Consider the following 25,631-nt stretch of genomic DNA (forward strand, 5'->3'; position numbering starts at 1 on the left):
AGAGCTGCTCGCCGTCGCTCCGGCGCCGGTCGGCGGTTCAGTGCCCGGCCTACCGGGGCCGGGCACCTTCGCGTGCTGGGTGAGGCCGGGACCAGAGGGATTCGGTCAAGCTCCTCAGATGGCGGGGCCGTCGACCGCCTGGTCGGTGAGCCAACGGTTCTCGCCGGTTCCGCCGTGTGCCACCGGCCGGGCCGCCCGTCGTCGCAGCGGCTCGCGGCGGCCGGGGTGCGGGCGGGAAGTGGGGGCGATCGGTCAGGCGGGGAGGCCGATGGGGCGTTCGCCGTTGCGGCGTTGTTGGACGACGACGGCGAGGACGAGGAGGGTGCCCTGGGCGACGTTCTGCCAGAAGGAGTTGACGCCCTGCACGGTGAGGCCGTTCTCCAGGCAGCCGAGCAGGGCGACGGCGAGCAGGGTGCCGCCGATGCCGCCCTTGCCGCCCTTGAGCGCGGCGCCGCCGAGGGCGGCGGCGGTGATGGCCTTGAGTTCGAGGCCCTCGCTGCCCGAGACGGGCTGGCCGGAGCCGGTGCGGGCGGTGAGCAGGATGCCGGCGAGGGCGGCGACGGTCCCGATGAGGGCGTAGACGGCGATCAGGTACTTGTTGATGTTGATGCCGGCCAGGCGGGCGGCGGTGTCGTTGCCGCCGATGGCGTAGATGTTGCGGCCGATGTCGGTGTACTTGAGCAGGACGTGGACGGCGAGGGCGGTGAGGATCAGGATCCAGACCATGACGGGCAGTCCGGCGATCCTGCCGCGGCCGAGGAGGACGAACACGTCGTCGTTGAGGACGTAGCCCTGGGCGCGGCCGTCGGACAGGAGCTGGGCGAGTCCCTTGTAGGCGGCGAGGCCGGCCAGGGTGGCGATGGTGGGGTTGACGCGGCCATGGACGATGACCAGGCCGTTGACGACGCCGACCAGGACACCGACGCCGACGGCGGCGGCGATGCCGAGGTAGGGGTTGGACCCGGCGCTCGTGAAGGCCATGGCGGAGACGACGGAGGCGACGCCGGCCTGGGAGCCGACGGAGATGTCGAGGCCGCCGATGATGATGACGACGGTCTGGACGACGGCGAGCAGTCCGGTGATGGTGGCGGCTTCGGCGATGACCTGCATGTTGGTCAGGCTGAGGAAGTTGTCGTTCAGCGTGCCGAACAGGGCGAGGACGAGGACGAGGGCGCCGATCAGGCTGAGGTTCTGTCCGCCGACGGAGGCGAGGACCCTCGCCGCGGCCGAGGGCGGTTGCGGCCGGCCCCCGCGGGCCTCGGCGGTGGGCGGGGTGCCGGTGGTGGTGCTCATCAGGATGCTCCAGGGACGGGTGCGGTCGCGGCGGTGATGTCGTCGGCCATGGCGAGATGGAGGACGGCTTCCTCGGTGGCGTCGGCGCGGTCGAGTTCGCCGGTGATGCGGCCGTTCTGCATGACGAGGATGCGGTCGGCGAGGCCGAGGATCTCGGGGAGTTCGGAGGAGACGACGAGGACGGCGACGCCTTCGGCGGCGAGGTCGGCGATGATCCGGTAGATCTCGGCCTTGGCGCCGATGTCGATGCCGCGCGTCGGTTCGTCGAGGATGAGGACTTTGGGCCTGCGGGCGAGCCAGCGGGCGAGGACGACCTTCTGCTGGTTGCCGCCGGACAGTTTGCGGACTTCGTGCTCGATGGACGGCGTGCGCACGCGCAGCTGGTCGGTGTACTCCTGGGCGAGTTCGCGTTCGGCCGCGCGCCTGACGAAGCGGAAGCGGCGCAGGCGTTCCAGAACGACGGTGGAGGTGTTGTCGCGGATCGAGCGGTGCAGGAACAGGGCCTGGGCCTTGCGTTCCTCGGGGGCCAGGCCGAGGCCCGCGCGGATGGCGGCGCCGGGGCTGCCGGAGCGCAGGGGTCTGCCGTCGAGGGTGACGGTGCCGGAGCGGATCGGCCGGTCCCCGGCGAGGGCGAGGGCGAGTTCGGAGCGTCCGGCGCCGATGAGTCCGGCCAGGCCGACGACCTCGCCGGCGTGGATCCGCAGGCTGATGTCGTGGACGTCGTCGGTGGTCACCGCGCGCACGTCGAGGACCGGGCGGTCGGTGGCGACGCGGCTGCGGGAGAACATCGCGGACAGGTCGCGGCCGACCATCAGGCGCACGAGGTCGCCCTCGGTGGTGGTGGCGGCGTCCCGCACGCCGGCGAGGGCGCCGTCGCGCAGGACCGCGATCCGGTCGGCGATTCGGAAGATCTCCCGCATGCGGTGGGAGACGTAGACGACGGCGACGCCCTGGTCGCGGAGGCGGCGGATGAGCGCGAAGAGCGCGTCCACCTCGTGCTCGGAGAGCGAGGAGGTCGGTTCGTCGAAGGCGATCACCTCGGCGTCGCCGGTCAGAGCGCGCATGATCTCGACCAATTGGCGCTGGGCGGGGGTGAGTTGCGATCCGAGAAGGTCCGGGTCGAGGACACCGGCGAAGCCCAGGCGCCGGAGGTCGGCGGTGATGCGGCGGCGCAGTTCGGCGCGGTCCAGGTGCCGGGCGGCGGTGCGGGGCAGGGCGCCGATGTAGACGTTCTCGGCGACCGACACGTGCGGGACGATCTCGGGTTCCTGCGGGATGATCCGGATCCCGGCGCGGCGGGCGTCGGTCGGCGATCCGAGCTGAACCGGCCTGCCGTCGAGGACGACATGGCCCGCGGTGGGCCGGTGGTCGCCGGCGAGGATCTTCAGCAGGGTCGACTTGCCGGCGCCGTTCTCGCCCATCAGGGCGGTGACCTGACCGGCCGGGAAGTCGAGGGTGACGCCGCCGAGCGCCTGGACCGCACCGAACCGCTTGGTCACCTGGTGCACCCCGGCGAATCCCGTGGGGCCCGGGTCAGCGGTGGGCGGGCGCGGGTCGGGAGACGGTTCGTGGGCTCTGCTCATGGGGGTCCTCGGGGGTCTGGCGGAGGGTGGGTGGCGCGGAGAGTGCGCGGGGCGGAGAGTGAGTGGCGCGGAGGGGCGGCGCGGCCGTGCGACGGGGCCGGTCCCGTATGCCCCGGCTCCGTCGGGCCGGGCCGGGCCGGCCGAAGGGCCGGAGGCGGGACGGGTCGGCACGCCCCGTGCGGCGGTGACCGTTCGGGGAGGTCTGCCGCCGGTGGCGCCGAGGTCAGCCGCAGGTGACGCTGGCAGACTTCCAACTGGCCGCGTCGACCATGGTGGTGGGCGCGAAGGCTTCCTTCGGGAAGTCCTTGCCGTTCTTGAGCCTGTCGTACATGGTCTGGACGGCCAGCGCGCCGACGTCCTTGCCGTTGATGAACAGCGCCGCCTTCATGCCGGACGGCTTGCCGGAACCCCAGTTCTTGCAGGCGAGGTAGGCGCCCAGCCCGACGCCGATCACCCGGTCGGCCCCGATGCCGGCGTTCTCCAGCGCGGTGACGCCGCCCTGGACGTTCTCGTCGTTGCAGCCCCAGACCACCCAGTTCTTCACGCCGGGGTTGGCGGTGACCGTGGCGGCGATCCTGTCCTGGGCGCCGGTCGGGGTGTTGTCGGTGGCCACGTCGATGTTCTGGACGCCGGGTGCGGCGGCGCCGAACGCCTCCTTCGCCGCCTTCACCCGGTCGCCGCAGACGGTGACGTCCTGCTTCCAGGCGGAGACGGTGCGGGTCTCGGCCGGGTCCCAGCCCGCCTTCCGGTACTCCTCGGCGGCCCGCTTGCCGACCTCGCCGCCCATCTGGGCGCCGGAGAAGCCGATCCGCGGCACCAGATTGTCCTTGGCGCACACCGACGGGTCGGGCCCGTTGGCGCAGATCTGGTCGTCCGAGGTCAGCAGGGCCACCTCGGCGTCCTTCGCGGCCTGGACCACCTGGGGGCCGACCGCCGGGTCCGGCACCACGACGATGAGGCCGTTCGACTTCTGCGCGACGGCCGCCCGGACCTCGCTGATCGTCTTGTTCGCGTCGTTCCCCAGGTTCACCACCTTGAGGTCCACGCCCAGTTCGGCGGCCTTCGCCTTCGCCCCGGCGGCCTCGCCGACGAAGTACTCCTGGTCGCCCTGCTTCTGGAGGTAGGTGATCGAGATCTTCCCGTCGACCTTGGCGATCGGGGCGTCGCCGCCGGACGCGGCCTCCTGGCCGGTCGAGCATGCGGTGGTCAGACCGAGGCCGAGCAGCAGCCCCGCTGCTGCGGCGGCACGAACGGTGCTGGGGCTGGTGGTACGGAACATGGGGAACTCCTTCGGGACCGCACGCGCCGTGGGAAGCGGACGCGGTGCGGTGGTGTGCTGCGCGGTGGGGTCGGTGCGAGGACCCGGGGAGGCGGGTCATGGCGGTGCGGACGCGTGACTGGTCGGTTTCGGCTTCGCGCATTGGTGCGAGGTGAAGCAAACACAATGGACCAAAAACCAACAGAGTCGAACGCGGTGCGGCTATGACACCCCCGTTGCGGGAGTCGAGTCAAGGGAGAGTCGGCGTCGAGACCACCTTGTGACGCTTCGGCAGATCCGCGCCGCGGACGAGGCGGCGGCTTTCGCTCCCGCGCCCCCCCGTCGGGATCGCCCCGGTTGTCCGACACGCTTGCCACAGGAGCGATGGTTACGTAAACATAGTCGAGACGGCAGGCCCCACTGCCACACCGCATTCCTTCACACAGGAGCAAGACGCACATGCCCGTTCTCCAGACAGACCAGGCCGGCTTCCTGCTCGACGGCCAACCCTTCCGGCTGCTGTCCGGCGGGCTCCACTACTTCCGGGTCCACCCCGAGCAGTGGGCGGACCGGCTGCGCAAGGCCCGACTGATGGGCCTCAACGCCGTCGAGACCTATGTGCCCTGGAACCTCCACCAGCCGCGGCCCGAGCAGTTCCGGCTGGACGGCGGGCTCGACCTGCCGCGCTTCGTCGAGCTGGCCGCCGCCGAGGGCCTGCACGTGGTGCTGCGCCCCGGCCCCTACATCTGTGCCGAATGGGAGGGCGGGGGCCTCCCGTCCTGGCTGCTCGCCGAACCCGACATCCGGTTGCGCTCCCGCGACCCCCGGTTCCTGGCCGCCGTGGACGACTACTTCGACCGGCTGCTCACCCCACTGCTGCCGTACCTGGCCTCGCGGGGCGGTCCGGTACTGGCCGTCCAGGTGGAGAACGAGTACGGGGCGTTCGGCGAGGACGCCGCGTACCTGGAACGCCTCGCCGACTCCCTCCGGCGCTGCGGGGTCGACGTACCGCTGTTCACCTGCGACCAGCCGGCGGACCTCGAACGCGGTGCGCTGCCCGGCGTGCTCGCCACGGCCAACTTCGGCAGCCGCTCCGCCGAGCACCTGGCCGAGCTGCGGCGCAGGCGACCGGAATCGCCTTTGCTGGCCACGGAGTTCTGGATCGGCTGGTTCGACCGCTGGGGTGCCGGGCACGTCGTCCGTGACCCGGACGAGGCCGCGCGCGAGCTCGACGCCCTCCTTGCCACCGGTGCGTCGGTCAACTTCTACATGTTCCACGGTGGCACCAACTTCGGCTTCACCAACGGCGCCAACGACAAGCACACCTACCGCCCGACGGTGACGTCCTACGACTACGACGCTCCGCTCGACGAGGCCGGGGACCCGACCGCGAAGTACACCGCGTTCCGCGAGGTCATCGCCAAGCACGCGCCCGTGCCCGAGGAGCCGGTGCCCGCGCGCGGCCCCAAGCTCGCCGTCCCTCCGGTCGCGCTGACCGAGAGCGCCGAACTGCTGCCGAACGCCGCCGTCCTCGCACCGGGCGCCGTCCGGTCGCCCCGGCCGCTCACCATGGAGGAGCTTGCACAGGACTTCGGCTTCGTGCTGTACGAGACCGTGCTGCCGGCGGCGGGCCCGGTCCTGCTGGAGGTGGAACAGGTCCGCGACCGCGCCCAGGTCTTCGTCGACGGCCGGCCCGTGGGCGTCCTGGAGCGGGAGAACCACGAGCACGCGCTCGCCTTCACCGCCCCCGCGGCCGGGAGCACCCTCGCGGTCCTGGTCGAGAACCAGGGGCGGGTCAACTACGGTCCCGGTATCCACGACCGCAAGGGACTGCTGGGCAAGGTCCTCCTCGACGGGGCCGAACCCGCCGAGTGGAGCTGCCGCCCGCTCCCGCTGACCGGCCCGGCCGACGTCCCCTTCGCCGCCGGTGCCCCGACGCCCGTGGGGCCGGTCTTTCACCGCGGTACCTTCGAGGTCGCCGAACCCGCCGACACCTTCCTGCACCTGGAGGGCTGGACCAAGGGCAACGCCTGGGTCAACGGCTTCGCGCTCGGCCGTTTCTGGTCCCGGGGGCCGCAGCGCTCGCTCTACGTCCCCGCGCCGGTCCTGCGGGTCGGGATCAACGAGGTCGTCGTGCTCGAACTCCACGCCGCGCACCGCGCCCGCACGGTCGAGTTCCGCGGGACGCCGGATCTCGGGCCGATCGGGGAGTGACGGGGGAGCGGCCGGCCACCCGGGAACAGGGCGGCCGGCCGGCGGGCGGACCGCCCCGTCAGCGCCGCCCGCCCGCCCTCCGCCGGGACCCCGCGACGGTCCGCGGGGCCGCCGTGCTCGACCGTTCGACCAGGGTGGTCGGCACCAGCCGGACACCCGTGACGGTCTCGCCGCGCAGCTCCCGCAGGGCCGCGTCCACGCACAACTCGCCGACCCGGGCGAAGTCCTGACGCATCGTCGTCAGCGGCGGGATGAAGGAGGACGCCTCGGCGATGTCGTCGAAGCCGACGACGCTCACGTCCTGCGGGACCCGCAGGCCCCGCTCGTGGAAGGCCCGCAGCACGCCCAGGGCCATCTGGTCGTTGGCGACGAAGACGGCGGTGCAGTCGGCCTCCTCGGCGAGCCGAAGCCCCGCCTCGTAGCCGGACTCGGGCGTCCAGTCACCGTGCTGCGCCGGCGGCACCCGTCTTCCCTCCTCGCGCAGCACCGCCTGCCAGGCGTCCGACCGGCGGTCCGCCGCGAAGGACTCCGCGGGGCCGGACACGTGCCAGACGGTGTCGTGCCCGAGGTCGAGCAGGTGTTGCACGGCGGTGCGGGCTCCCTGCCGCTGGTCGGTGTCCACGACCGGGAAGCGCCCGGTGGCGTCGGAGTCGACCACGACCACCTTGACGTGCGGCGGGAGGGTCAGCGCCGTCGTGTCGAGCAGGTGCACCTCCATGATCAGGACCACGGCGTCGACGGCCAGCTCGTCGAGCCGGGTGAAGGCGCCGCGGACGTTGTCCTGCGTGGGGGCGTCGAGCGGGATCAGGGTGACGGCGTAGCCGGCGCGGGCGGCCGAGCCCGCGATGGCCTCCAGGGTACGGACGTTGCCGGTGCTGGACAGGCCCATGGTGATCACGCCGATCGCCCGGAACTCTCCGCGCTTGAGTGCGCGGGCGGCGCTGTTGGGCCGGTAGCCGAGCTCCTTCATGGCGTCGAGGACCTTCTGGCGGGTGCTGTCGACGACGGCCGGGTCGCCGTTGGAGACGCGCGACACCGTCTGCGAGGAGACCCCGGCGAGGGCGGCGACGTCCGCCATCGAGACGCGTCGGGGCCGCCCCCGGCCGCGGCGGCCGGCGGTCGCCCGGTCGCCCTCCTGGCCCGCCTCCGGGTCGGGCGTGCCCGGCCCGGAGGGCGCGCCCGCCGCACCCTGGTCGGCCGACTGGTCGCTCGTTCGCATGCCCGTCACCGGATTCCTCTCGTTCGTCGCTGCACCGTGCTTGACGCTCCTCACCGGGAGTGCCACGATCGCCACACCGATGATTACGTAAACATTCTTCGTTGGCCAGTCGCCACGGAGCCGTTCACCGGTCCCCGCGCGTACGCCACCCGTCCTCCGCCACCGCACTTTCCGGTCTCCGACGCAAGGACCCCCGCCATGACGCTCCTCCCGACGCGCGCGACGGAAGCACCACCCCCGCGCCGCCCACGTCCCCGCCGCCGGCTCCGCAAGGAGGCCCTGGTGGGCTGGGGGTTCGCCGGCCCGTTCGTCGCGGTGTTCGGTCTGGTCTTCCTCGCCCCGATCGGGTACGCACTGTACCTGAGCCTCTTCAAGGACCGGCTCATCGGCGGCACCTCCTTCGTCGGGCTCGACAACTACGGTGAGGCGCTCACCGACTCCCGCTTCTGGGAGGGCCTCGCCAGGGTAGGACTCTTCCTGCTGGTCCAGGTGCCCGTGATGCTGGGTGTCGCACTGCTGGTCGCGCTCGCGATCGACAGCGGCCGACTCTACGGCAGGACCTTCTTCCGGGTCGCCGTGTTCCTCCCCTACGCCGTCCCCGCGGTCGTCGCCAGCCTGATCTGGGGCTTCATGTACGGCACGCGCTTCGGTCTGGTCGGCAACATCAACGACGCCCTCGGGGTCACCCTGCCCGACCCGCTCTCGCCGTCCCTGGTCCTCGCCTCCATCGGCAACATCGTGACCTGGGAGTTCGTCGGCTACAACATGCTGATCTTCTACGCGGCCCTCAAGGTCGTCCCCCGCTCGCTCTACGAGGCGGCGGCGATCGACGGGGCCGGGGAGTGGCGGTTGGTCGTCTCCGTCAAGCTGCCGGCCATCCGCGGTGCCGTGGTCATCGCGACGATCTTCTCGATCATCGGCAGCTTCCAGCTCTTCAACGAGCCCAGCATCCTCCAGAAGCTCGCCCCCAACGCGATCACCAGTGACTTCACCCCCAACCTCTACACCTACTCGCTGTCCTTCGCGGGCCAGCAGCACAACTACGCGGCCACCGTGGCCGTCGTGATGGGCGTGATCACCGCGGTCATCGCCTACACGGTCCAGCTGCGCGGCATGCGGAAGGGCTGACCCGATGACCACCTCTCCCGTCCCCGTCCCCGTCCCCGCGCCCGCGTCGGCGGCCACCCCCGCCACCCCCGCCACCCCCGTGTCCACCCCCGCCCCCGCCGTCCGCACTTCGGCCGTCGGCAGTCCGGACGCCCGTGCCGAGGCGGCCGGGGGAGCCGGAACCCGGCCGGCCGCCGACTCCGCCCCGAAGCGTCGTCGGCGCGGCCCCCGGAGCCCCCGGAGCCCGCTGGCCCCCCGCCCGAGCGTCCCGCTGACCCTGGTCACCGGACTGGTCCTGGTCTACACCCTGCTCCCGCTCGTCTGGCTGTTCATCAACGCGACCAAGGACCAGAAGGGGCTGCTGAACTCCTTCGGGCTCTGGTTCGCCGACGACGTCAACCTCTGGGACAACATCTCCCGGACCCTCAGCTACGACGACGGTGCCTTCGTCCGCTGGCTGCTCAACACCCTGCTCTACGTGGTCGCCGGAGCGGGCGGCGCCACGGTCCTCGCCGTCCTCGGCGGCTACGCGCTCGCCAAGTTCGCCTTCCCGGGCCGCCGGGCGGTGTTCGCGGTCGTCCTCGGGGCCGTGGCCGTGCCCGGGACCGCGCTGGCCGTGCCCACCTTCCTGATGTTCAGCAGGATGGGCCTGACCAACACCCCCTGGGCCGTCATCATCCCCTCCCTGATCTCGCCGTTCGGCCTCTACCTCATGTGGGTGTTCGCCGCCGAGGCCGTCCCCACGGAACTCCTGGAGGCCGCCCGGATCGACGGCTCCGGCGAGCTGCGCACCTTCTTCCGTATCGCCCTGCCGCTGCTGATGCCGGGCACGGTGACCGTGTTGCTGTTCTCGACGGTCGCGACCTGGAACAACTACTTCCTGCCGCTGATCATGATCAAGGACCCCGAGTGGTACCCGCTCACCCTCGGGCTCAACGCCTGGAACGCCCAGGCGCAGACCGCCGGCGGCGAGCCCGTCTTCGACCTCGTCATCACCGGTTCGCTGCTCACGATCGTCCCGATCGTGGCGGTGTTCCTGCTGCTCCAGCGGTACTGGCAGTCCGGCCTGGCCGCCGGCAGCGTCAAGGAGTGACGGCGGCCGCCGGCTCCACCACGCACCGAACGACCCACCCGGATTGTCCGCACCACCGCGTCTCCCACCCTCGATGTCAGGAGCTCCCCCCATGCGCACCCCTCTCACCCGCAGACTGCTCGGCGCCGTCGCCGTGGTGTCCGCGCTCGCCCTCGGCGCAACGGCCTGCGGTTCCGGCGGCACGGACGACGGCTCCGCCTCCGCGGGACCGAAGGACATCGCCGCCGCACTGGAGAAGGGCGGCAAGGTGACGGTGTGGGCGTGGGAGCCCACACTGAAGAAGGTCGCGGAGGACTTCGAGAAGAAGTACCCGAACGTGGACGTCGAACTGGTCAACGCCGGTACCGGCGACAAGCAGTACACCGCGCTGCAGAACGCGATCGCGGCCGGCTCCGGGGCCCCCGACGTGGCGCAGATCGAGTACTACGCCCTCGGCCAGTTCGCGATCGGCAAGTCCGTCGAGAGCCTCGCCCCCTACGGCGCCGACAAGCTCGCCAAGAGCTTCACTCCCGGCCCGTGGAACGCCGTCCACCAGGGCGGGGCGGTCCACGCCCTGCCCATGGACTCCGGTCCGATGGCGCTCTTCTACAACAAGAAGGTCTTCGACCGGTACGGCATCACGGTGCCGGCCACCTGGGACGAGTACGTGGACGCGGCCCGCGCCCTGCACAAGGCCGACCCCAAGGTCTTCATCACCAATGACACCGGCGACGCGGGCTTCGCCACCAGCCTGATCTGGCAGGCCGGGGGCCGCCCCTACAAGACCGAGGGCACCGACGTCACCGTCGACTTCGGCGACAAGGGCACCAAGGAGTACGCCGGCACCTGGCAGAAGCTCCTCGACGAGAAGCTGGTCGCGCCGATCAGCTCCTGGAGCGACGCCTGGTACAAGGGTCTGGCGGACGGCACCGTCGCGACCCTGGCCATCGGTGCCTGGATGCCGGCCAACTTCGCCTCCGGTGTCGCGGCCGCCTCCGGGGACTGGCGGGTCGCCCCGCTGCCGCAGTGGACGAAGGGCGGGACGGCGAGCGCGGAGAACGGCGGCAGCTCGCTGGCCGTTCCGAAGGCCGCCAAGAACAAGGAACTCGCCTACGCCTTCGCCGAGTTCGCGACGACCGGCGCGGGCGCGAGCACCCGGGTCGCCGCCGGGGCCTTCCCCGCGACCCGGGCCGACCTGGAGTCCCAGGCGTTCCTGGACGCGGAGTTCCCGTACTTCGGCGGGCAGCAGGCGAACCGGATCTTCGCGGAGTCGGCCCGCAACGTCGCCACCGACTGGTCCTACCTGCCCTTCCAGGTCTACGCGAACTCGGTGTTCAACGACACCGTCGGCAAGGCGTACGTCTCCTCCACCACGCTCACGGCGGGCCTCGACGCCTGGCGGGAGATCAGCGCCAAGTACGGCAAGGACCAGGGGTTCACCGTCAACAAGTAGCCGGTCGGGCGTCCGCCGGGCCCGGCGGACGTGCCCGGGCCCGGCGGACGCCCGAACCTCCTCCCCGACGCACCGCACCCGTCGGCCGAGCGCTACGCCTCGGCGAGCAGCGGGTCGAACGGAGTGGTGCGCTGACGCCCCGCCATGAAGGTCATGAACTCCTTCACGAAGGCACCGCGGGTGTACACCACACCGTTGCCGTCCGCGGTGTCGGTGTCACGGTGGAAGGCGGTGCGGAAGAGTGTCCGGTACTCGTCGGGGTCGATGTGTCCGTTGCCGTCCTTGTCGGTGACGTCGAAGAGGACTTCGGCGACCCTGATCAGGGCGGGGCCGGCCATGGCGGGTGCGCCGGCGGCGTACTCCTCGGCGCTGACGCTGCCGTCGCCGTCGGTGTCGAGAGCGGCCTGGAGTTCCTGCCACCAGTCCGCGAACGCCTGGTAGAGCCTGGTCTCCTCGGGCTCGTCCAGGTCGAGGCGGCTGGAGAGTTCGCGGGCCATGGCCGCGAGGTCGGGCCAGTCCAGGGTGCCATTGCCGGTCTGGTCCAGCACCTGCCGGAAGAAGTCCTCGGTCTCCCGCCGGTACGCCGCGGCGGCGGGGGAGACCGTCGTCGCGCGGGCTGCGGGCTCGCGCGGCTCGGGCAGCGGGAGGAGGAGCCGGATCAGTGCCGCCGCGCGCTCGATCCGGGACTGCAGGGCGGCGACGGTCCTGGCCTGCGGATTGTCGCTGCCGGGCGTCAGCGACAGGAGGTTGATGATGTTCTCGGGATCGATCCAGCTCTCCGGGAGGAAGCGGACCAGGCCGATCGACAGATAGGCGCCCTGCATCAGGGTCTGCGCGCCGGGGATCTCGGGCAGTCCGGCGCGACGGCGGAAGGGCTCGGGCAGTGAGGCGACGGCGATCGCCCCGACGACCGGCGCGGCGGTGGCCCGGGCGGCCGCCCACAGCGTCGGCAGCCCGCTCAGCAACGGAGGAGCGGGAAGGTGCTCGAAGAGGCGGTACAGGATGACACGCATCGCCTCCGTGTTCTCCAGCTCCGTGGCCACCATCCGGTCGAAGTACTGCCAGAACTCGGGGAGCGTCTCGGGGAGATGGCCGGGATCGTCACCCATCGCCGCCAGCATGGCCTTGAACTCGGCGTACAGTTCCTCGACGAAGTCCTGCTCCAGGGGCTGACCGCTGAGCCGGAACATCGTGACGGAGCTTTCGAAGAGCGTCGCCACCACCCAGGCCCGTGCGGCGGGGTCCGTCGCGTCGTAGGGGCGGTTCTTCGTGTCGGTGCCCCGCAGGCGCGCGTGCATGCGGTTGAGCCGGGCCGCCTCCCGCTCGCGGGCCTGCGCGTCGCTTCCGACCATGCGCTGGGTGCTCTGGAAGGTGTTGCGCAGGCGCCGCCACGGGTGCGCGACGAAGGTGGAGTTCTCGATGAGGGCCGCGCCGATCTGCGGGTGGGCGGCCTCCAGGACCGTCGCCCGGACCATGGCCAGCGCCCAGCGGGGATCGCGGAAGAACGTGTGGAGCCGGGACGGTGGCCCCTCGCCGGCCGAGGGGCCAGCGCTGTCGTTGTCCGAGGTGTCTGTGTCCGAAGCGGTCACGGCCTGGAGCCTCCGATGTCTGTGGGCAGCACTCCGCCGAAGCGGCGGTCCCGGTGCTGATAGGTGTGCAGGCACTGCAGGAAGTGAGAGGCACGGAAGTCGGGCCACAGCACCGCCGGGAAGACCCACTCCGCGTACGCGACCTGCCAGAGCATGAAGTTGGAGATGCGCTGCTCCCCGGAGGTGCGGATCACCAGGTCCACGTCCGGGGTGTCCGGGTAGGGAAGGTGGCCCGCGAAGCTCTGCTCGGTGACGGAGTCCGGGGACGCCCCGCTGCGCAGCAGCGAGCGGGCGGCCTCGACGATGTCCCGGCGGCCCCCGTGGTCGAACGCCACCGTCAGGGTCATGCGCCGATTGTCGGCGGTGAGCGTCATCAGATCGTCGAAGTCCTGCGCCAGGGCGGGCGGGATCCGTGGATCGCGTGAGCCGAGGACACGGCAGCGCACACCGCGCGCGTGCAGCAGCAGGGCGTGCTTGCGCACCGTGCCCCGGACCAGCCGCATCAGGAAGTCGACCTCGCTGCCCGGCCGGTCCCAGTTCTCGGTGGAGAAGGCGTACAGGCTCAGCCATTCCACCCCGGAGTTCCGCGCCGCCTCGATGACGTCGATCACCGCCGCCTCCGCCGCGCTGTGACCGGAGGTCCTGGGCAGTGACCGCGACTGCGCCCACCGGCCGTTGCCGTCCATCACGCAGGCGACATGGCGTGGCACCCCGCCCGCTCCGCCCGCGCGTTGACGCGGAGGGCGCTCGGTGGCCGGGGACATCTCATCGGTTGTCTGTTGAACGGTCATCACTTCTCCCCGGGCGTTCGCGCCTCAGAAGCACTGTGCCAGCGGGTCGCCGCGGGGAGAACGGGAATCAGTTGCGTTCACCCTCCGGACGCCAGTCCGATTGTGGATGGTTCACGAATCGGCCGCATGACGCACGCCACCTGCGGAGAAGCAATGACACGCGGCGGTGGGCCCGGAGAACTGGGAGTTCATGAGGACGGGGGACTGCGACCGGCCCCTCACTGCAGGATGTTGATCGCGCGGGCGATCACCAGCGTCGCCACGATCAGGGAGGTCGCGGCCTCGACCATCATCAGCAGTTTCGCCCACGGCCTGATCGCGGAGACGTCGGTCGGGCTGAACGCGGTCGCCGTCCAGAACGACAGCGACAGGTAGTCGGCGAAGCGGGGCACCCAGTCGGCCGACACATGGGCCGGGTACTGCATCTCGGGGAAGACGAACGCCGGCGCCCGGGCGGGCCGGTGGGCGCGGGCTGCGGCGCCGCCGCGGTCCAGGTCCCAGTACCAGAGCGCGAAGGCGATCACGTTCGTCACCCAGGTCACGCCACCGGTGGCCAGCAGACCGGTGGCGTTGTCGGCGAACAGCTTGTTGTTGGTCAGGATGTCCGACACCAGGTGGATCCCGGCGTAGAGGTTCGAGGCGGTGATGAAGGCGATGACGGTCTCGGTGACCACCCGCAGCCATACCTTCCGACGGTCGATCCGCCCCGGATCGCCGACGACCAGCGCCACCAGCAGCGTGAACATCACGGCCGGAACCACCCAGACCGGGTTCGCCCGGTACGTCGCGGGCAGCGCCACGTGCAGCAGCCCGGCACTCGCCACCGCCGACGCCACCGGCCACCAGTGCTCCCCGCGCACAGCGTCCCGACCGGGCGCCACCGGGGACGGTCCGGCCGGGCCGGGGCTTGCTCGCATGCCTCATTCTGACCTCACCGGCCGCGATCGGCGCCGTGTTCCGCCGCGCGACACGCGGGGCCGGAACCGGTGGCGGGCGGGACGCCGACGCTCGTCGGCAGACGGCGCCACGAACTTCCGCCGTCAGACCTTCACGACGGCGGCCCGCCGCCATGGCCGGTGCCGTGCCCTCCTCAGCGCCGGTTCAGCCACTCGGCGGCCTCGGTCGCCCAGTAGGTGAGCACGATGTCGGCGCCCGCGCGGCGGATCCCGGTGAGCGACTCCAGGATCGCGCGGTCGCGGTCGATCCAGCCGTTCGCCGCCGCGGCCTCGACCATCGCGTACTCGCCGGAGACCTGGTAGGCGGCGACGGGCACGTCCGCGATGTCCCTGACGGTCCGGAGGACGTCGAGGTACGCGCCGGCCGGCTTGACCATGATGATGTCGGCGCCCTCGGCGAGGTCCAGCCGGGCCTCCCGCAGGCCCTCCCGGGCATTGGCCGGGTCCTGCTGATAGGTCCTGCGGTCGCCGACGAGCTGGGAGTCGACCGCCTCCCGGAACGGCCCGTAGAAGGCGGACGCGTACTTGACCGCGTAGGCGAGTACGGCCGCCCCGGCGTACCCCGCCCGGTCCAGCGCGGCCCGGATCACGGCCACCTGGCCGTCCATCATGCCGCTCGGCGCGACGACGTGCGCCCCGGCCTCGACCTGCGCCACGGCCATCTCGGCGTAGATCCGCAGCGTGCGGTCGTTGTCCACCCGGCCCTGCTCGTCGAGCACCCCGCAGTGGCCGTGCTCGGTGAACTCGTCGATGCAGACGTCGCCGATGATCACCGTCTCGTCGCCCACCTCGGCCCGCACGTCGCGCAGCGCCGTGTTGAGCACGCCGTCGGGGTCGAGGCCGCGGGAGCCGTCCGCGTCGTACTCCAGCGGAATCCCGAAGAGGATCACCCCGCCGACCCCGGCGTCCACGGCTTCGACCACCGCTTTGCGCAGGGAATCGCGGGTGTGCTGGACGACGCCGGGCATCGGGCCGATCGGAACCGGTTCGGTGGCGCCCTCCTTGACGAACATGGGCAGCACCAGGTGGCGCGGCTCCAAGGAGGTCTCGGCGACCAGGCGTCGCAGGGCGGGCGTGCGCCGAAGTCGTCGCGGGCGCTGTTCCGGAAACACGATGTCCTCCTCGGGGTCGACTGCACTTCAGCCTACGACCGCCCCGGCGGCCGGCCGGTACCCATCACCCGCGCGCGGTAACGGAGTTCGGCCTTGAGGGTGGACCGCCGCAGGTCAGGGCCGGCTGCCGTTCGCGACCGTGCGCCGTGTGGCCGCTCAGGAGCCGACGGCCTTTCCGCGGCTCGCTGTCGGTGGCGTCGGTGCCGCGCCGTACTACCGTGTGCGGGTGGATGAGATGTCGGAAGCCGTTGTCGTACCGCATTTGATCGGCGGGTTTCCGCGGTTCAGGCATGCGGCCGGCATGGCGAGGTGCTGTCGAGCAGGGTCTTCGACCACAGCACTATCGGCTCATGCACGGCGGGGCAGCGGATCGTCCCGTCCTCGCCTGATCGTCAACGAAAAGAGCACCAACCGATGCAACCGACTGTCCTGTTCGACCTGGATGGCCTTCTGATCGACTCCGAGCCGGTCTGGGACGCGGCAAAGCGTGAAGTGTTCGGCCCACTCGGCCTGCACCTCACAGCGGAGATGCAGGCGGCGACGCGCGGGCTGCGGCAGAGGGACATGGTGGCCTATTGGTTCGATCGGACCATCGTTCAAGCCGACCCCGACGAGGTCGAGCGGCAGATCGTGGCCGCCGTGTGCCGTCGGCTTGAGGGGGTGGCGCTGAAACCTGGCGCCGAACAGGCCGTCGCGGCGTGCGCGCGTGCATCGAGGGCGATGGCCGTCGTGTCGTCCTCGCCCGAGTCGGTGATTCGGGCTGCGCTCGCGAGCACCGGCCTCGACCGATCCTTCGATGCCGTGTTCTCGGCCGAGGACGACGAACACGGCAAGCCCCACCCGGGCGCCTATCTCCGCGCAGCCGCCGCCCTCGGCGCGTCACCCGACGAATGCATTGTGCTCGAGGACTCGTTCAACGGCGTCCTCGCCGGCGTGTCGGCCCAGATGAGGGTCATCGCCGTTCCCGAGGCCGCTGATCGCTGCGATCCCCGCTTTGCGATTGCCACGCTGGTACTGGAGTCCCTCAAGGACCTCGACATCTCTGTACTCGGCGCGTACGGGTCCAGGGAGAGCCGGGACGCCGCGTGGGCATCGGCTGCTGCGGATCCTCAACCGCTCCGCGTACCAGATCGTGCTGTATGACGCCCTCGGTCGCGGGTTCGGGCCTTCAGACGGGTTAAGGCCCGAACCCGCCCCGGGACGGTTCACGCTCGCCGCCGGGCTCTCCCCGTGCCGTCGGTAGAGGCCGACGGAGCCGTGTCCATGGGTCCGCCGCGCCCGGCGTGCGCGGTGGCCGACGGTCGACGAACTGCCGCGCGGAAATTCCTTGAACTCGTGGTCCTGCGGCCACCCGGAACGGCGCCTGCACGGGCCCCCAAGGGGTCGTGGCAGCCCTGCCGCGTCCGCCCGGACCCGTTCCGTCCGATCGCTCGAACCGGCCCTCCAGAAGCCCGTTCGCGACCTCGCCATAACCGTCCTGACCTGGTGTTTTCTCGGAAATCTCCTAGGCTGGGGGAGCTCTGTCGGACACCTCGGAGGGGACATCATGAGCGAGGAATCGAATCCGTACGACGCCAGCGTGATCGTGGTGCTGGAGGGCCTTGAAGCCGTCCGGAAGCGGCCCGGGATGTACGTCGGATCGGTCGGCGAACGGGGGCTCCATCACCTCGTGTTCGAGGCCGCCGAACCGGCGCTGCACGAGATCCTCGGCGGCACCGCCGGCCGGGTCGGGATCACCCTCACCGCCGACGGCGGGGTCCGGATCGCCGACGACGGCGGGGGCTACCCGGTGGGCGACGGGGGCCGCGGGGACGGGCCCACGCTGGAGGAGTGCTTGAGGGTGCTTCTGTGCGGAGTGCCGCGCGCCGGCCGACGGTCGCTGTCCGCCGGGTTCGCCGGGGTGGGCCTGGCCGTCGTCAACGCCCTGTCGAGCCGTCTGACGGCGGAGACCCGGTGCGACGGAGCCCGGTGGGCCCAGGAGTACGAGAGGGGTGTGCGGGTCGCGACTCCCGCCAGCACCGGTCCGGCCGACGGCGGCAGCGGCACCGTGATCACCTTCTGGCCCGATGCCGAGATCTTCGAGACGCTGACGTTCTCGTTCGACACGCTGGCCGACCACTTCAGGGAACTGGCCTTCCTGAACCGTGACTTGGACATCACCCTGACCGACGAGCGCGACTCCGGCGCGCCCAGGGCCGTCCAGTTCCGCTTCCCGGGCGGAGCAAGGGACTGGATCGACCGGACCGTGGGACGGAGCGCCCGGCCCCACCCGGACGTGCTCGCCTTCGAGTGCGAGCGCCCCGGGATGGAGGGCACCGTGGAAGTGGCCCTGAGCTGGTCCGACTCCGGCGACGAGCGGGTCAGCAGCTACGCCAACAGCCGTCCTACCCTCGGCGGCGGCACCCACGAGCTCGGCTTCCGCGACGGCCTGACGGCCGCGCTCACCGCCTGTGCCCGGGAGCGGGGCCTGCTTGCCCCCTCCGACCCCGACCTCACGCCCGACCGGTTCGGCGCGGGCCTGACGGCCATCGTGTCGGTCAAGCTCGACCGGCCCGAGTTCGAGGGTGCCGTCCGCGACCGCCTCGGCAACGCACCCGTCCGCGCCTGCGTCGCCGAGGCCGTCCGGGAGCATGTGACCACCTGGCTCCGCGAGGACCCGGCACGGGCGGCGGCCGTCCTCGCCCGGATTCCGGCGGCCACTCGCGACTGACAGCCGCACGTCGGACCGCCGGAGCCCGGGCCGGAGTCGCTTCCGGCCCGGGCCCGGCCGGTGTGCCCGTCGTCGTGCGCCGTCGGCGCGCGCCGACGGCGGGCGCCCGGAGACCCGCGCTCCCGAGCGGCAGGTGACAGGGCATGATGCGCACCGTGCAGAATGCAGAGCGTCATCAGGAGCGGTTCGCGCTGGTCGAGAGCGGCGGCGGCCGTTCCTGGGGCGTCTGTGCCGAAGCGGAGGGCCTGTTCGGCGAGCCACACTACGCGACGTACGAGCTGTTCGGATGGACTGCCGAGGGCACTGGGCCGCGTGCTTGGGCCGGCCGCAGCGTGTGGCTGGTGCCGGACGGCGAGGGCTCGATCCCTGGCTGCTGGAGGACGCCCGGACGCTCGAACACGACCCGGGCCGGGGCGGTCTGCTGGTCACCGGCCTGGACGAGCACGAGGGCCCGCCCGAGGGTCACCGGGGTCGCGTCCGCCTCCACGACGGGCGCCGATGGCTGGGGTCCTGCCACGAATTCACCCGGGTCCTGCCGGTGCGGCACCCGCCGGTCCCGCTCGTGCTCGGAGGGCTCGCGCCGAGCGGGGGGCTCCGCGCGCGCCTCGCACGGGGCACGCGCTCCGCACGGGACCTGGACCACGCCGTCCTGGAGGTCCGGGACGACCGCGGAGAGTGGCTCACCGACCTGTCGATGAGGGCCAGGATCGTGGCATGGCAGCCGTCCTCCCGCGGGTCGGGCCTGATCGACCTGGAACTCGACGGCGGCCTCGGCGCACCCGTCGCCGCCCATGCCCGGCCCGTCTGGGAACAGTGGTTCGCCGGACCGCCGGACCGCCGGACCGCCGGAGGCCCCGGGGGCCTGGGCCCGCCTCGACACCCGTGGTCGTGAGGTCTGGCTGGGCCTCGGCCGCGACCGGGCCTGTCGGCGCACGCACCCCGACCGGCCGGCCGGTCGCACCTACGAACTCGACGGCCGGCACATCACCGACCGGCCCGGCCTCTACCTGGCCCTCGGCGAAGCGGTGAACGGACCGGGCGGCTACTTCGGCGGGGGCCTGGACGCCCTGGTCGACTGCCTGCGCGGGGGCTACGGATGCACTGCTCCCGCGACCGTCCGCTGGCGGGACGCCGACGTCGCCCGCACGCACCTGTCCCACACCCTCGGGCCCGGAGGCGCTCCCCGCGACCTGTTCGCCGACGTCCTCGACGTCCTCGCCGGGGCAGGCATTCGGACCGTACTCCTGTAGCGGCTCCGCGCGTGCCGCGCCCGCGCGTCCGGGCAGCGGGCCGCAGGGGACGCGACCGGTGCCCACGGGTGACTCCCACTACCGCAGCAGGAAGTCGTGGACCGCCTGTCGGCCGGCCGGGTTCTCGGCCCGGTTCTGCACCGAGTGGGCCGCGCCGGGGACGATCACGATCTGCGGGCTGTGCGCCGCCTCGGCCTGTTCGTAGATCAATTCGTACGGCGTGGAGAGGTCCCGGTCGCCGCCGAGCAGCAGTACCGGCACGTCCGGCAGCCGTTGGTGCTCCGGTGGGGCCGGCGGTACCTGTTGGCGCGGCCAGTGGAGGCAGACCAGCATGCTGCCGAGCCCGGTCGCGGTCGCGGCGTCGTACGGCCAGGTCTGTTCGGCCGTGAGCCGCTCGCGGGCGTGCTCCAACGCCGCCGCGCGGCCGGTGACGGGGGTGTCGGTGGTGCCCCAGGGGAAGCGCGAGTCGGCGCACAGGGCGGCGGAGTGCAGCCCCTGGCTGAGTTCCTCGGCCGTGGCGGCGTCGACCTCCCGGTGGACGGACTCGAAGAACTCCAGGAGCCTTTCGGGCCGCCCGGCGGCGGCCTCGTGCAGGATATCCGGGACCCCGCCGTAGTCCGGGTCGACGAACTCGTAGCCGGTGAGCGCGGCGAGGATCCGCGCCCCGTTGCCGTAGCGCCGGACGGTGGCGGCGAGGTCGGCGGCCGGGTCGGTGGTGCAGCCGGTGGCCCGGCAGGCGGCGCGCAGCACCCGGGCGGTCGCGGGCAGCGGGGCCAGGTCGAGGGGGTCGAAGCCCTGCTGCGGCACCACCGAGTCGAGGACCAGCCGCGCCACCCGCGCCGGGTGCGCGAGCGCGTACCGCTCGGCGACGAAGCTTCCGTACGAGACCCCGTCCAGGGTCAGGCGCCGGGCGCCGAGGGCCCGGCGCAGCAGGTCGATGTCGGCGACGGTGTCCGCCGTGCTGTAGTGACGGGCGTCCGGGCCGAGCGCGGCGGCGCAGTCGGCGATCGACTGCCTGCGCGGCACGGCGAGGTCGGAGGACCCCATGTCCTCCTGGAGACCGGGGCACTGGAGCGCGCCCTCGCCGGTGCCGCGCTGGTCGAACATCACCAGGCGGTAGTCCTTGAGGACGGGCTCCAGTCTGCCCGCCGTCCGTTCGATCGCCGGGACGCCTGGCTGGCCGGGCCCGCCGGTGAGGAACAGCAGGTCGCCCCTGGGCGCCGTGGTGTTGCCGGTGACGGCCACCCGGAGACCGAGGGTGCCGGGCGCGGCGCCGCTGTGGTCGAACGGGACGGTGAGGGTCCCGCAGATGAACCGGGGAGCCTGCGGGCAGGGCGCCTGCCCGGTGATCCCGCCCCCGACGCCGGCCGCTCCGGCCGCGGCGGCGAACCCGGTCGAAGGACCGGTCAGCGCGCTCCCGGCGACCACCGTCACAGCGCTCAACAGCGCGGCGGCGCGCCCCCGCATGCTCGTCATACTGGTCGTCCTTCCGACGTCCGATCGTCCGGATGCCGGGCCCGTGCTGCGACCCGGCGACGGTTGCAGCCTGCCCCTGGACCCACGCCGGCGGCCCCCGATCGGTGCGCGACGCGACGGGGACCCGCCGACCGGAACCCGAACGGCCCCGGAACGCGGGCACGACCGTCCCGCCTTCGGTGGACGAGAGCCCGAACCGGCCCCGGTCGGGAGGGGCAGCGCTGTGTTACGTTCCCGTTCAGGGGGTCGGTATGGACGGAACGTCGAGGGCGGCGCGGGAGGAACTGGACCGGCTGGCCCGGTCGCTGCGCGGGCAGATGGTCGTGCTGATCACCGATCTGACCGTTCGTGTCCACCTTCGCCGACTGGCCTTCGGCGAGCCGAAGGTCGCCGAAGGCGGAGATCCTTCCCGCTACCACCGCTCGGCGACGTACCAGGGCAACCGTCCGGCGCGCGCCACCGCTGCCGGCACGGCCTCCCGCGCGGTCTCCCTGCTCAGCGCGGCGGGTTGGGAGGTCACGGTGTCGCAGGAGGACGACGACGGGAGGCTGTGGACGGTGGTTCTCGCGCAGCGGGACGGCAGCACCGTCCGGATCCTGACGAGCGACGACACGCCCGCCGTGGCGTTCCGGGGGCGGACCCCGGCCATATTGCTGCGCGCGCCACAACCGGCCGGGCGACCGGTGACAGGGCCGGAGCCGGCGACAGCGCCGGAGCCGGAGCGAGCGCCGGAGACCCCCACGCCCGGTTACGTCCTGTGCTACGAGTGCGACGGCGCGGGGCGCTGCCCGGGGTGCGGCGGTCGCGGGTGGGTCCTGCGCACGCCCGGCGGGTCCGACCGCAGGAGCCGGTGCGGGGAATGTGCCACGAGGAAGGTCTGCCCCGTCTGCCGGGGCGCGGGCCAGTTGGCGATCTTCGACCTGTCGACCTACCAACGCGGTTACTACCCGGGGCTGGAGCAGGACTGACAGCGGCACACATCCCTTCCCGGACAGCCGCGCGGCGAGGCGACGGCCTTCACGGTGCGCCGCCGACGGGTCTGCGGCTTCTTCGCGCGCTCGACGGCGCGCGGCTCGGTGTCGACCTCGACCTCGACCTCCTCGCCGACGAGGTCGGGCCGAAGCCGACCACCTGCTGACACGGTGAGGGCGGGGCGTCGGCGAGGACCTTCCCGCCGACGCCCGCCGACGCCCGCCGAAGCCCGTCGACGCCCGGCGGCGCGCGGTGCGCGTCGGAGGACGCTCCGGCGGGCGGGCGCTGTCGGACTCCCGCTCCGGGCGGGGGGGTCAGGAGACCACGGCCGGGGCCAGTGCGGCGCGGGCGAGCAGGGTGGGGTCGCCGGTGCCGTCGGCGGGGACGGTCCACAGGTCGGTGCCGTCGTCGCCGGGGAGGGCGTAGGCGAGGGTGCGGTCGTCCAGCCACAGCGCCTGGTCGTCGAGGGCGCGCCGTTCGGCGGTCGGGGTCTCGGCCATGGTGGCGAGGTCGAGGACGAAGAGCTGCCAGGGGGCGTCCTCGGGGAGACCCGGGACGCGCTTCTTGTAGGCGATGCGGGTGCCGTCGGGTGAGAGGGAGGGGCACTCGACGTTGCCGTGCAGGGTGGTGAGGGTGTGCGCGACGGTGTCCCCGGCGGCCAGCCAGGTGCGGCCCCCGGTGGCGAGGGTGACGTGGAAGGTGCGGTCGTCGGTGAAGGTGACGCCCCAGATGTTGGTGTCGGCGGCGTGGTGGGGGTGGCCGTCCAGGGTGACGGCGTAGGTCTCCAGGTTCTCCTGGAGGGTCCAGGTGCGGGTGTCCAGGACGGAGGTGCGGGTGGAGAAGTCCGTGCCCGCGTAGGAGTCGCCGCCGACGAAGACCGTCCAGGCGATCAGGTGGCCGGAGGGGGAGACCCGGGCCCGGGTGGGGATTCCGGCCAGGTCGTAGCGGCGCACCTCCTTCAGGCCGGCGTCGAGGACGACGGCCCGGTAGCTGTCGCCGAGCAGGTTGTGGTCCGCCTGGAGGCAGATGCCGGTGCCGGCGGCGGCGTGGAAGCGCAGGCAGGCGGGGGCGGCGACGGTCCGTGCGGCGGCGGGGTCGGCGGTGCGGACGAGGTCGGCGAGGGGGACGGTGGCGAGGTGGTCGCGCTGGTCGCCCCAGAGCATGGAGCGGAAGACCAGCTGCGGTCCGCCGCGCTGCGGCCCGAGGGTGACGGCGCCGGCCCTGACCGGTGGGCCGTCCCGGCCCGCGCGGCGGGCGGCGTCGTGGGCCCGGTCACCGGCGTGCAGCACGGTCAGGGCCGCGGCCGCGAGCAGGACGGAGGCGGCGCTGAACAGCACGAGCAGTCTTCGACGGAAGGTCATGAATCCTCGGACTCCTGTCGGTCGGGGGACGGGCGGCCGAATGCCGGGCGCAGTAGGGCGGCGGCTGCCGCGACGGCGGTGGTGAGGGCGGCGGTCATGACGGCGAGTGCGGCGGTGTCGCCCCAGCGGCTCCAGAGCGCGCCGACGGCGAGGGAGCAGGCGAAGCGGCCGGCGGCCTGGCCGGTGCCGACGAGGGCGAGTCCGGCGCCCTGTCGGTGCTCGGGGACGGAGCCCGCCGCGACGGCGGCCAGCACACCGTCGGTCGCGGCGTAGAAGAGCCCGTGCAGCAGCAGGACCGTACCGGCCGTCGCCGTCGCAGTCGTCGACGGGCCGCCGCCGGGCCGGGCGAGCAGGAGTCCGTAGGCGGCCAGCAGCGCGCCGTGCCCGAGCACGAACATCCGTCGGCGCCCGATCCGGTCGGCGAGCACGCCGAGCGGGACGGCCAGCGTCAGGTAGACGGCGGCGGTGCCCAGCGGCAGCAGTGGGAACCAGGCGAGCGGCAGTTCGAGCCGCCGCTGGAGCAGGAGGTAGAGGAACGAGTCGCTGACGGTGGCGAGTCCGAGCAGGGCCGCGCATGCGGTGGTCCGCCGCAGGGCCGGCAGTCGCAGCAGCCCGTGCGCCCGGGGCCGGGCCGTCGGTGCCGCGGCCGGGCGCAGCCCGCGGCCGGGGACGAGCAGGACCAGGACCAGTACGCCGAGCGCCGCGACGTAGGAGCTGACGGTGAAGACGGCGTGGAAGCCGCCGGGGGCGCCGCGCAGGACGAGGAAGGCGAGCAGGGGGCCGGTGAGCGCTCCGGCGGTGTCCATCGCGCGGTGCACGCCGAAGGCTCGGCCACGCCGTTCGGGTGGGGTGGCGAGGGAGATCATCGCGTCCCGGGGCGCGGTGCGCAGGCCCTTGCCGACCCGGTCGACCGCCAGTACCAGGCCGATCAGCGGGGCGGTGCGCACCAGCAGGAGGGCCGGGCGGCAGAGCGCGGAGAGGCCGTAGCCGAGGGTGGCGACGGTCTTGTGGTGTCCGCCGGCCCGGTCGCCGAGGAGGCCGCCGAGCAGGCGAAGGGTGGCGGAGGCGCCGTTGAACACGCCGTCGAGGACGCCGAAGCCGAGCGGGGAGACGCCCAGCGCGGTGACCAGGTAGAGCGGGAGGACGGCGGTGACCATCTCGGAGGAGACGTCGGTGATCAGGCTGACCGTGCCGAGGGCCAGCACGGTGGGGGCGATCCGGGTGGCGGTGGTCCGCGCGGGCCGCCCCGGCGCGAGGGCCGGGGCGGCGTCGGCGGACGGGCGTGCCTGGCGGCGGCTGTCCGCGAGGTACACGTCAGTTCCAGATGCCCGTGATGTCGCCGACCTCGGCGGCCTTGCCGGCGTGGGTGGTGAGCCCGGCGAGGTCCTCCAGGGTGCGCAGGAGGTGGTAGTGGTTGTACTTGGTGGTGGGCGCGCTCCCGGCCTTGACGGGTTGTCCGTAGAGCACGGTGGGGATCTGGTTGCCGCTGTTGCGGTCGTCCTCGTCGTAGGTGACGACGAGCAGGCTGTTGTGGGTTTTGGCCCAGTCGGCGTACGCGGCGAGGTTGCTCCTGATCCAGCCGTCACCGGTGCCGACGCCGCAGTCGTGCATGTCGTTGCAGAGGTTGGGGACCACGAAGGAGACGGTGGGCAGTGCGGTGAAGTCGGTGGGGAACTGGGCGAAGGTGTGGCCCGACTTCGCGGGCACGTTCTTGAAGGCGAACCAGGGGTTGTGCTTCTGGGCGTACTTGCCGTTCTTGCAGGTGGTGGAGCCCTCGCTGGGGAGGGACTCGTTGTAGCTGCCCCAGGTCCGGCCGGCCGCGACGAGCTCGGAGCCCAGGTTGGCGGCGGACATCGACCCGACCGAGTAGCAGCCGTCGCCGGTGATGCCCTGGGTGCCGCCGGAGAAGAGGGCGAAGTAGTTGGGCTGGCTGGGGTGGGTGATGCCGTAGGAAGCCTTCAGGACGGCGCCTCCGGTGGCCAGGGAGTTGATGTAGGGAGCGTTGCTGCTGCCGATGATCTGCTTGTAGGCGTGGTTCTCCATCACGACGACCACGACGTGGTCCGGGCGCGGGAAGGCGGCCGCGGCCGAGGCGGGGCCGGAGCCGGTGGTGGCGAGGGCGGTGGCGAGGGTGGCCGTCAGGGCCGCGGAGAGCGCGAGGGTCTTCCTCGTGCCGAGGGGGGTTCCGCTGGACATGCTGATCTCCTGAGTGAGG

21 protein-coding genes are annotated in these 25,631 nt (G+C 72.5%); 8 read left to right on the top strand and 13 right to left on the bottom strand.

Annotated features, from left to right (window positions below):
* Window positions 1-252 precede the first annotated feature (252 nt).
* The 3 genes from ACIQ9P_RS22220 to ACIQ9P_RS22230 form a co-directional block, all read right to left on the bottom strand.
* Window positions 253-1,293, bottom strand: coding sequence for an ABC transporter permease (locus ACIQ9P_RS22220; RefSeq protein ID WP_402358650.1), 1,041 nt, complete (start codon window positions 1,291-1,293; stop codon window positions 253-255).
* On the bottom strand, window positions 1,293-2,876 hold the full coding sequence (locus tag ACIQ9P_RS22225; protein ID WP_402358653.1) for a sugar ABC transporter ATP-binding protein: 1,584 nt from the start codon (window positions 2,874-2,876) through the stop codon (window positions 1,293-1,295). The genes ACIQ9P_RS22220 and ACIQ9P_RS22225 overlap by 1 nt, the downstream gene beginning before the upstream one ends.
* Window positions 2,877-3,099: 223 nt before the next feature.
* Window positions 3,100-4,155 carry a substrate-binding domain-containing protein gene (locus ACIQ9P_RS22230; RefSeq protein ID WP_402358656.1) on the bottom strand — a complete coding sequence of 352 codons (1,056 nt, stop codon included), beginning with the start codon at window positions 4,153-4,155 and terminating at the stop codon, window positions 3,100-3,102.
* 438 nt (window positions 4,156-4,593) lie between these two features.
* Here ACIQ9P_RS22230 and ACIQ9P_RS22235 point away from each other — a divergent pair, with 438 nt between their 5' ends.
* The gene (locus ACIQ9P_RS22235) at window positions 4,594-6,348 is read left to right on the top strand and encodes a beta-galactosidase family protein (protein ID WP_402358658.1); all 1,755 of its coding nucleotides are present in this window, start codon (window positions 4,594-4,596) and stop codon (window positions 6,346-6,348) included.
* A 58-nt stretch (window positions 6,349-6,406) separates the two neighbouring features.
* On the opposite strand, the gene ACIQ9P_RS22240 is transcribed toward ACIQ9P_RS22235, so the two are convergent.
* Entirely contained in the window at window positions 6,407-7,426 is a 1,020-nt protein-coding gene (locus tag ACIQ9P_RS22240) for a LacI family DNA-binding transcriptional regulator (protein WP_402358882.1), read from the bottom strand.
* A gap of 339 nt (window positions 7,427-7,765) precedes the next feature.
* Here ACIQ9P_RS22240 and ACIQ9P_RS22245 point away from each other — a divergent pair, with 339 nt between their 5' ends.
* The 3 genes from ACIQ9P_RS22245 (at window position 7,766) to ACIQ9P_RS22255 (ending at window position 11,199) form a co-directional block, all read left to right on the top strand.
* Window positions 7,766-8,695 carry a carbohydrate ABC transporter permease gene (locus ACIQ9P_RS22245; RefSeq protein ID WP_402358661.1) on the top strand — a complete coding sequence of 310 codons (930 nt, stop codon included), beginning with the start codon at window positions 7,766-7,768 and terminating at the stop codon, window positions 8,693-8,695.
* Between the two features lie 4 nt (window positions 8,696-8,699).
* Window positions 8,700-9,767: a carbohydrate ABC transporter permease gene (locus tag ACIQ9P_RS22250; protein ID WP_402358664.1), complete on the top strand. Its 1,068-nt coding sequence runs from the start codon at window positions 8,700-8,702 to the stop codon at window positions 9,765-9,767.
* 91 nt (window positions 9,768-9,858) lie between these two features.
* On the top strand, window positions 9,859-11,199 hold the full coding sequence (locus tag ACIQ9P_RS22255) for an ABC transporter substrate-binding protein (RefSeq protein ID WP_402358667.1): 1,341 nt from the start codon (window positions 9,859-9,861) through the stop codon (window positions 11,197-11,199).
* Window positions 11,200-11,291: 92 nt separating this feature from the next.
* On the opposite strand, the gene ACIQ9P_RS22260 is transcribed toward ACIQ9P_RS22255, so the two are convergent.
* From ACIQ9P_RS22260 to hemB, 4 genes are all read right to left on the bottom strand, one after another.
* The gene (locus tag ACIQ9P_RS22260; RefSeq protein WP_402358670.1) at window positions 11,292-12,788 is read right to left on the bottom strand and encodes an oxygenase MpaB family protein; all 1,497 of its coding nucleotides are present in this window, start codon (window positions 12,786-12,788) and stop codon (window positions 11,292-11,294) included.
* On the bottom strand, window positions 12,785-13,552 hold the full coding sequence (gene uppS, locus ACIQ9P_RS22265; RefSeq protein WP_402358673.1) for a polyprenyl diphosphate synthase: 768 nt from the start codon (window positions 13,550-13,552) through the stop codon (window positions 12,785-12,787). The genes ACIQ9P_RS22260 and uppS overlap by 4 nt, the downstream gene beginning before the upstream one ends.
* Window positions 13,553-13,797: 245 nt before the next feature.
* A complete protein-coding gene (locus tag ACIQ9P_RS22270) occupies window positions 13,798-14,496 on the bottom strand; it encodes a hypothetical protein (protein ID WP_402358676.1) in 699 nt (232 codons plus the stop codon).
* Between the two features lie 173 nt (window positions 14,497-14,669).
* Window positions 14,670-15,647: a porphobilinogen synthase gene (hemB, locus tag ACIQ9P_RS22275; protein ID WP_402358679.1), complete on the bottom strand. Its 978-nt coding sequence runs from the start codon at window positions 15,645-15,647 to the stop codon at window positions 14,670-14,672.
* A gap of 414 nt (window positions 15,648-16,061) precedes the next feature.
* On the opposite strand from hemB, the gene ACIQ9P_RS22280 reads away from it, so the two are divergent.
* A complete protein-coding gene (locus ACIQ9P_RS22280; RefSeq protein WP_402358682.1) occupies window positions 16,062-16,790 on the top strand; it encodes an HAD family hydrolase in 729 nt (242 codons plus the stop codon).
* A gap of 403 nt (window positions 16,791-17,193) precedes the next feature.
* The gene (locus tag ACIQ9P_RS22285; protein ID WP_402358685.1) at window positions 17,194-18,357 is read left to right on the top strand and encodes a DNA gyrase subunit B; all 1,164 of its coding nucleotides are present in this window, start codon (window positions 17,194-17,196) and stop codon (window positions 18,355-18,357) included.
* 262 nt (window positions 18,358-18,619) lie between these two features.
* Here ACIQ9P_RS22285 and ACIQ9P_RS22290 read toward each other — a convergent pair whose 3' ends face one another.
* Window positions 18,620-18,874 (bottom strand): hypothetical protein, encoded by a 255-nt coding sequence (locus ACIQ9P_RS22290; RefSeq protein WP_402358688.1) that lies wholly within the window; start codon window positions 18,872-18,874, stop codon window positions 18,620-18,622.
* Window positions 18,875-19,148: 274 nt separating this feature from the next.
* Here ACIQ9P_RS22290 and ACIQ9P_RS22295 point away from each other — a divergent pair, with 274 nt between their 5' ends.
* A complete protein-coding gene (locus tag ACIQ9P_RS22295; RefSeq protein WP_402358691.1) occupies window positions 19,149-19,607 on the top strand; it encodes a barstar family protein in 459 nt (152 codons plus the stop codon).
* Window positions 19,608-19,685: 78 nt separating this feature from the next.
* Here the strand turns inward: ACIQ9P_RS22295 and ACIQ9P_RS22300 are convergent, their stop codons facing one another.
* Window positions 19,686-21,083 carry an alpha/beta fold hydrolase gene (locus ACIQ9P_RS22300; RefSeq protein WP_402358694.1) on the bottom strand — a complete coding sequence of 466 codons (1,398 nt, stop codon included), beginning with the start codon at window positions 21,081-21,083 and terminating at the stop codon, window positions 19,686-19,688.
* 251 nt (window positions 21,084-21,334) lie between these two features.
* Between ACIQ9P_RS22300 and ACIQ9P_RS22305 the strand changes: the two genes are divergently transcribed.
* The gene (locus ACIQ9P_RS22305; protein ID WP_402358697.1) at window positions 21,335-22,051 is read left to right on the top strand and encodes a hypothetical protein; all 717 of its coding nucleotides are present in this window, start codon (window positions 21,335-21,337) and stop codon (window positions 22,049-22,051) included.
* Between the two features lie 318 nt (window positions 22,052-22,369).
* On the opposite strand, the gene ACIQ9P_RS22310 is transcribed toward ACIQ9P_RS22305, so the two are convergent.
* The 3 genes from ACIQ9P_RS22310 to ACIQ9P_RS22320 are packed head-to-tail and all read right to left on the bottom strand — an operon-like array spanning window position 22,370 to window position 25,612.
* Window positions 22,370-23,416, bottom strand: a complete 1,047-nt coding sequence (locus ACIQ9P_RS22310; protein ID WP_402358700.1) for a TolB family protein — start codon at window positions 23,414-23,416, stop codon at window positions 22,370-22,372.
* Window positions 23,413-24,729 (bottom strand): MFS transporter, encoded by a 1,317-nt coding sequence (locus ACIQ9P_RS22315; RefSeq protein WP_402358703.1) that lies wholly within the window; start codon window positions 24,727-24,729, stop codon window positions 23,413-23,415. Before ACIQ9P_RS22315 ends, ACIQ9P_RS22310 begins: the two co-directional genes overlap by 4 nt.
* Window position 24,730: 1 nt before the next feature.
* The gene (locus ACIQ9P_RS22320) at window positions 24,731-25,612 is read right to left on the bottom strand and encodes an alkaline phosphatase family protein (protein ID WP_402358706.1); all 882 of its coding nucleotides are present in this window, start codon (window positions 25,610-25,612) and stop codon (window positions 24,731-24,733) included.
* Between the last annotated feature and the right edge of the window lie 19 nt (window positions 25,613-25,631).

Source organism: Kitasatospora sp. NPDC094019, assembly GCF_044764505.1.
GTDB lineage: Bacteria > Actinomycetota > Actinomycetes > Streptomycetales > Streptomycetaceae > Kitasatospora.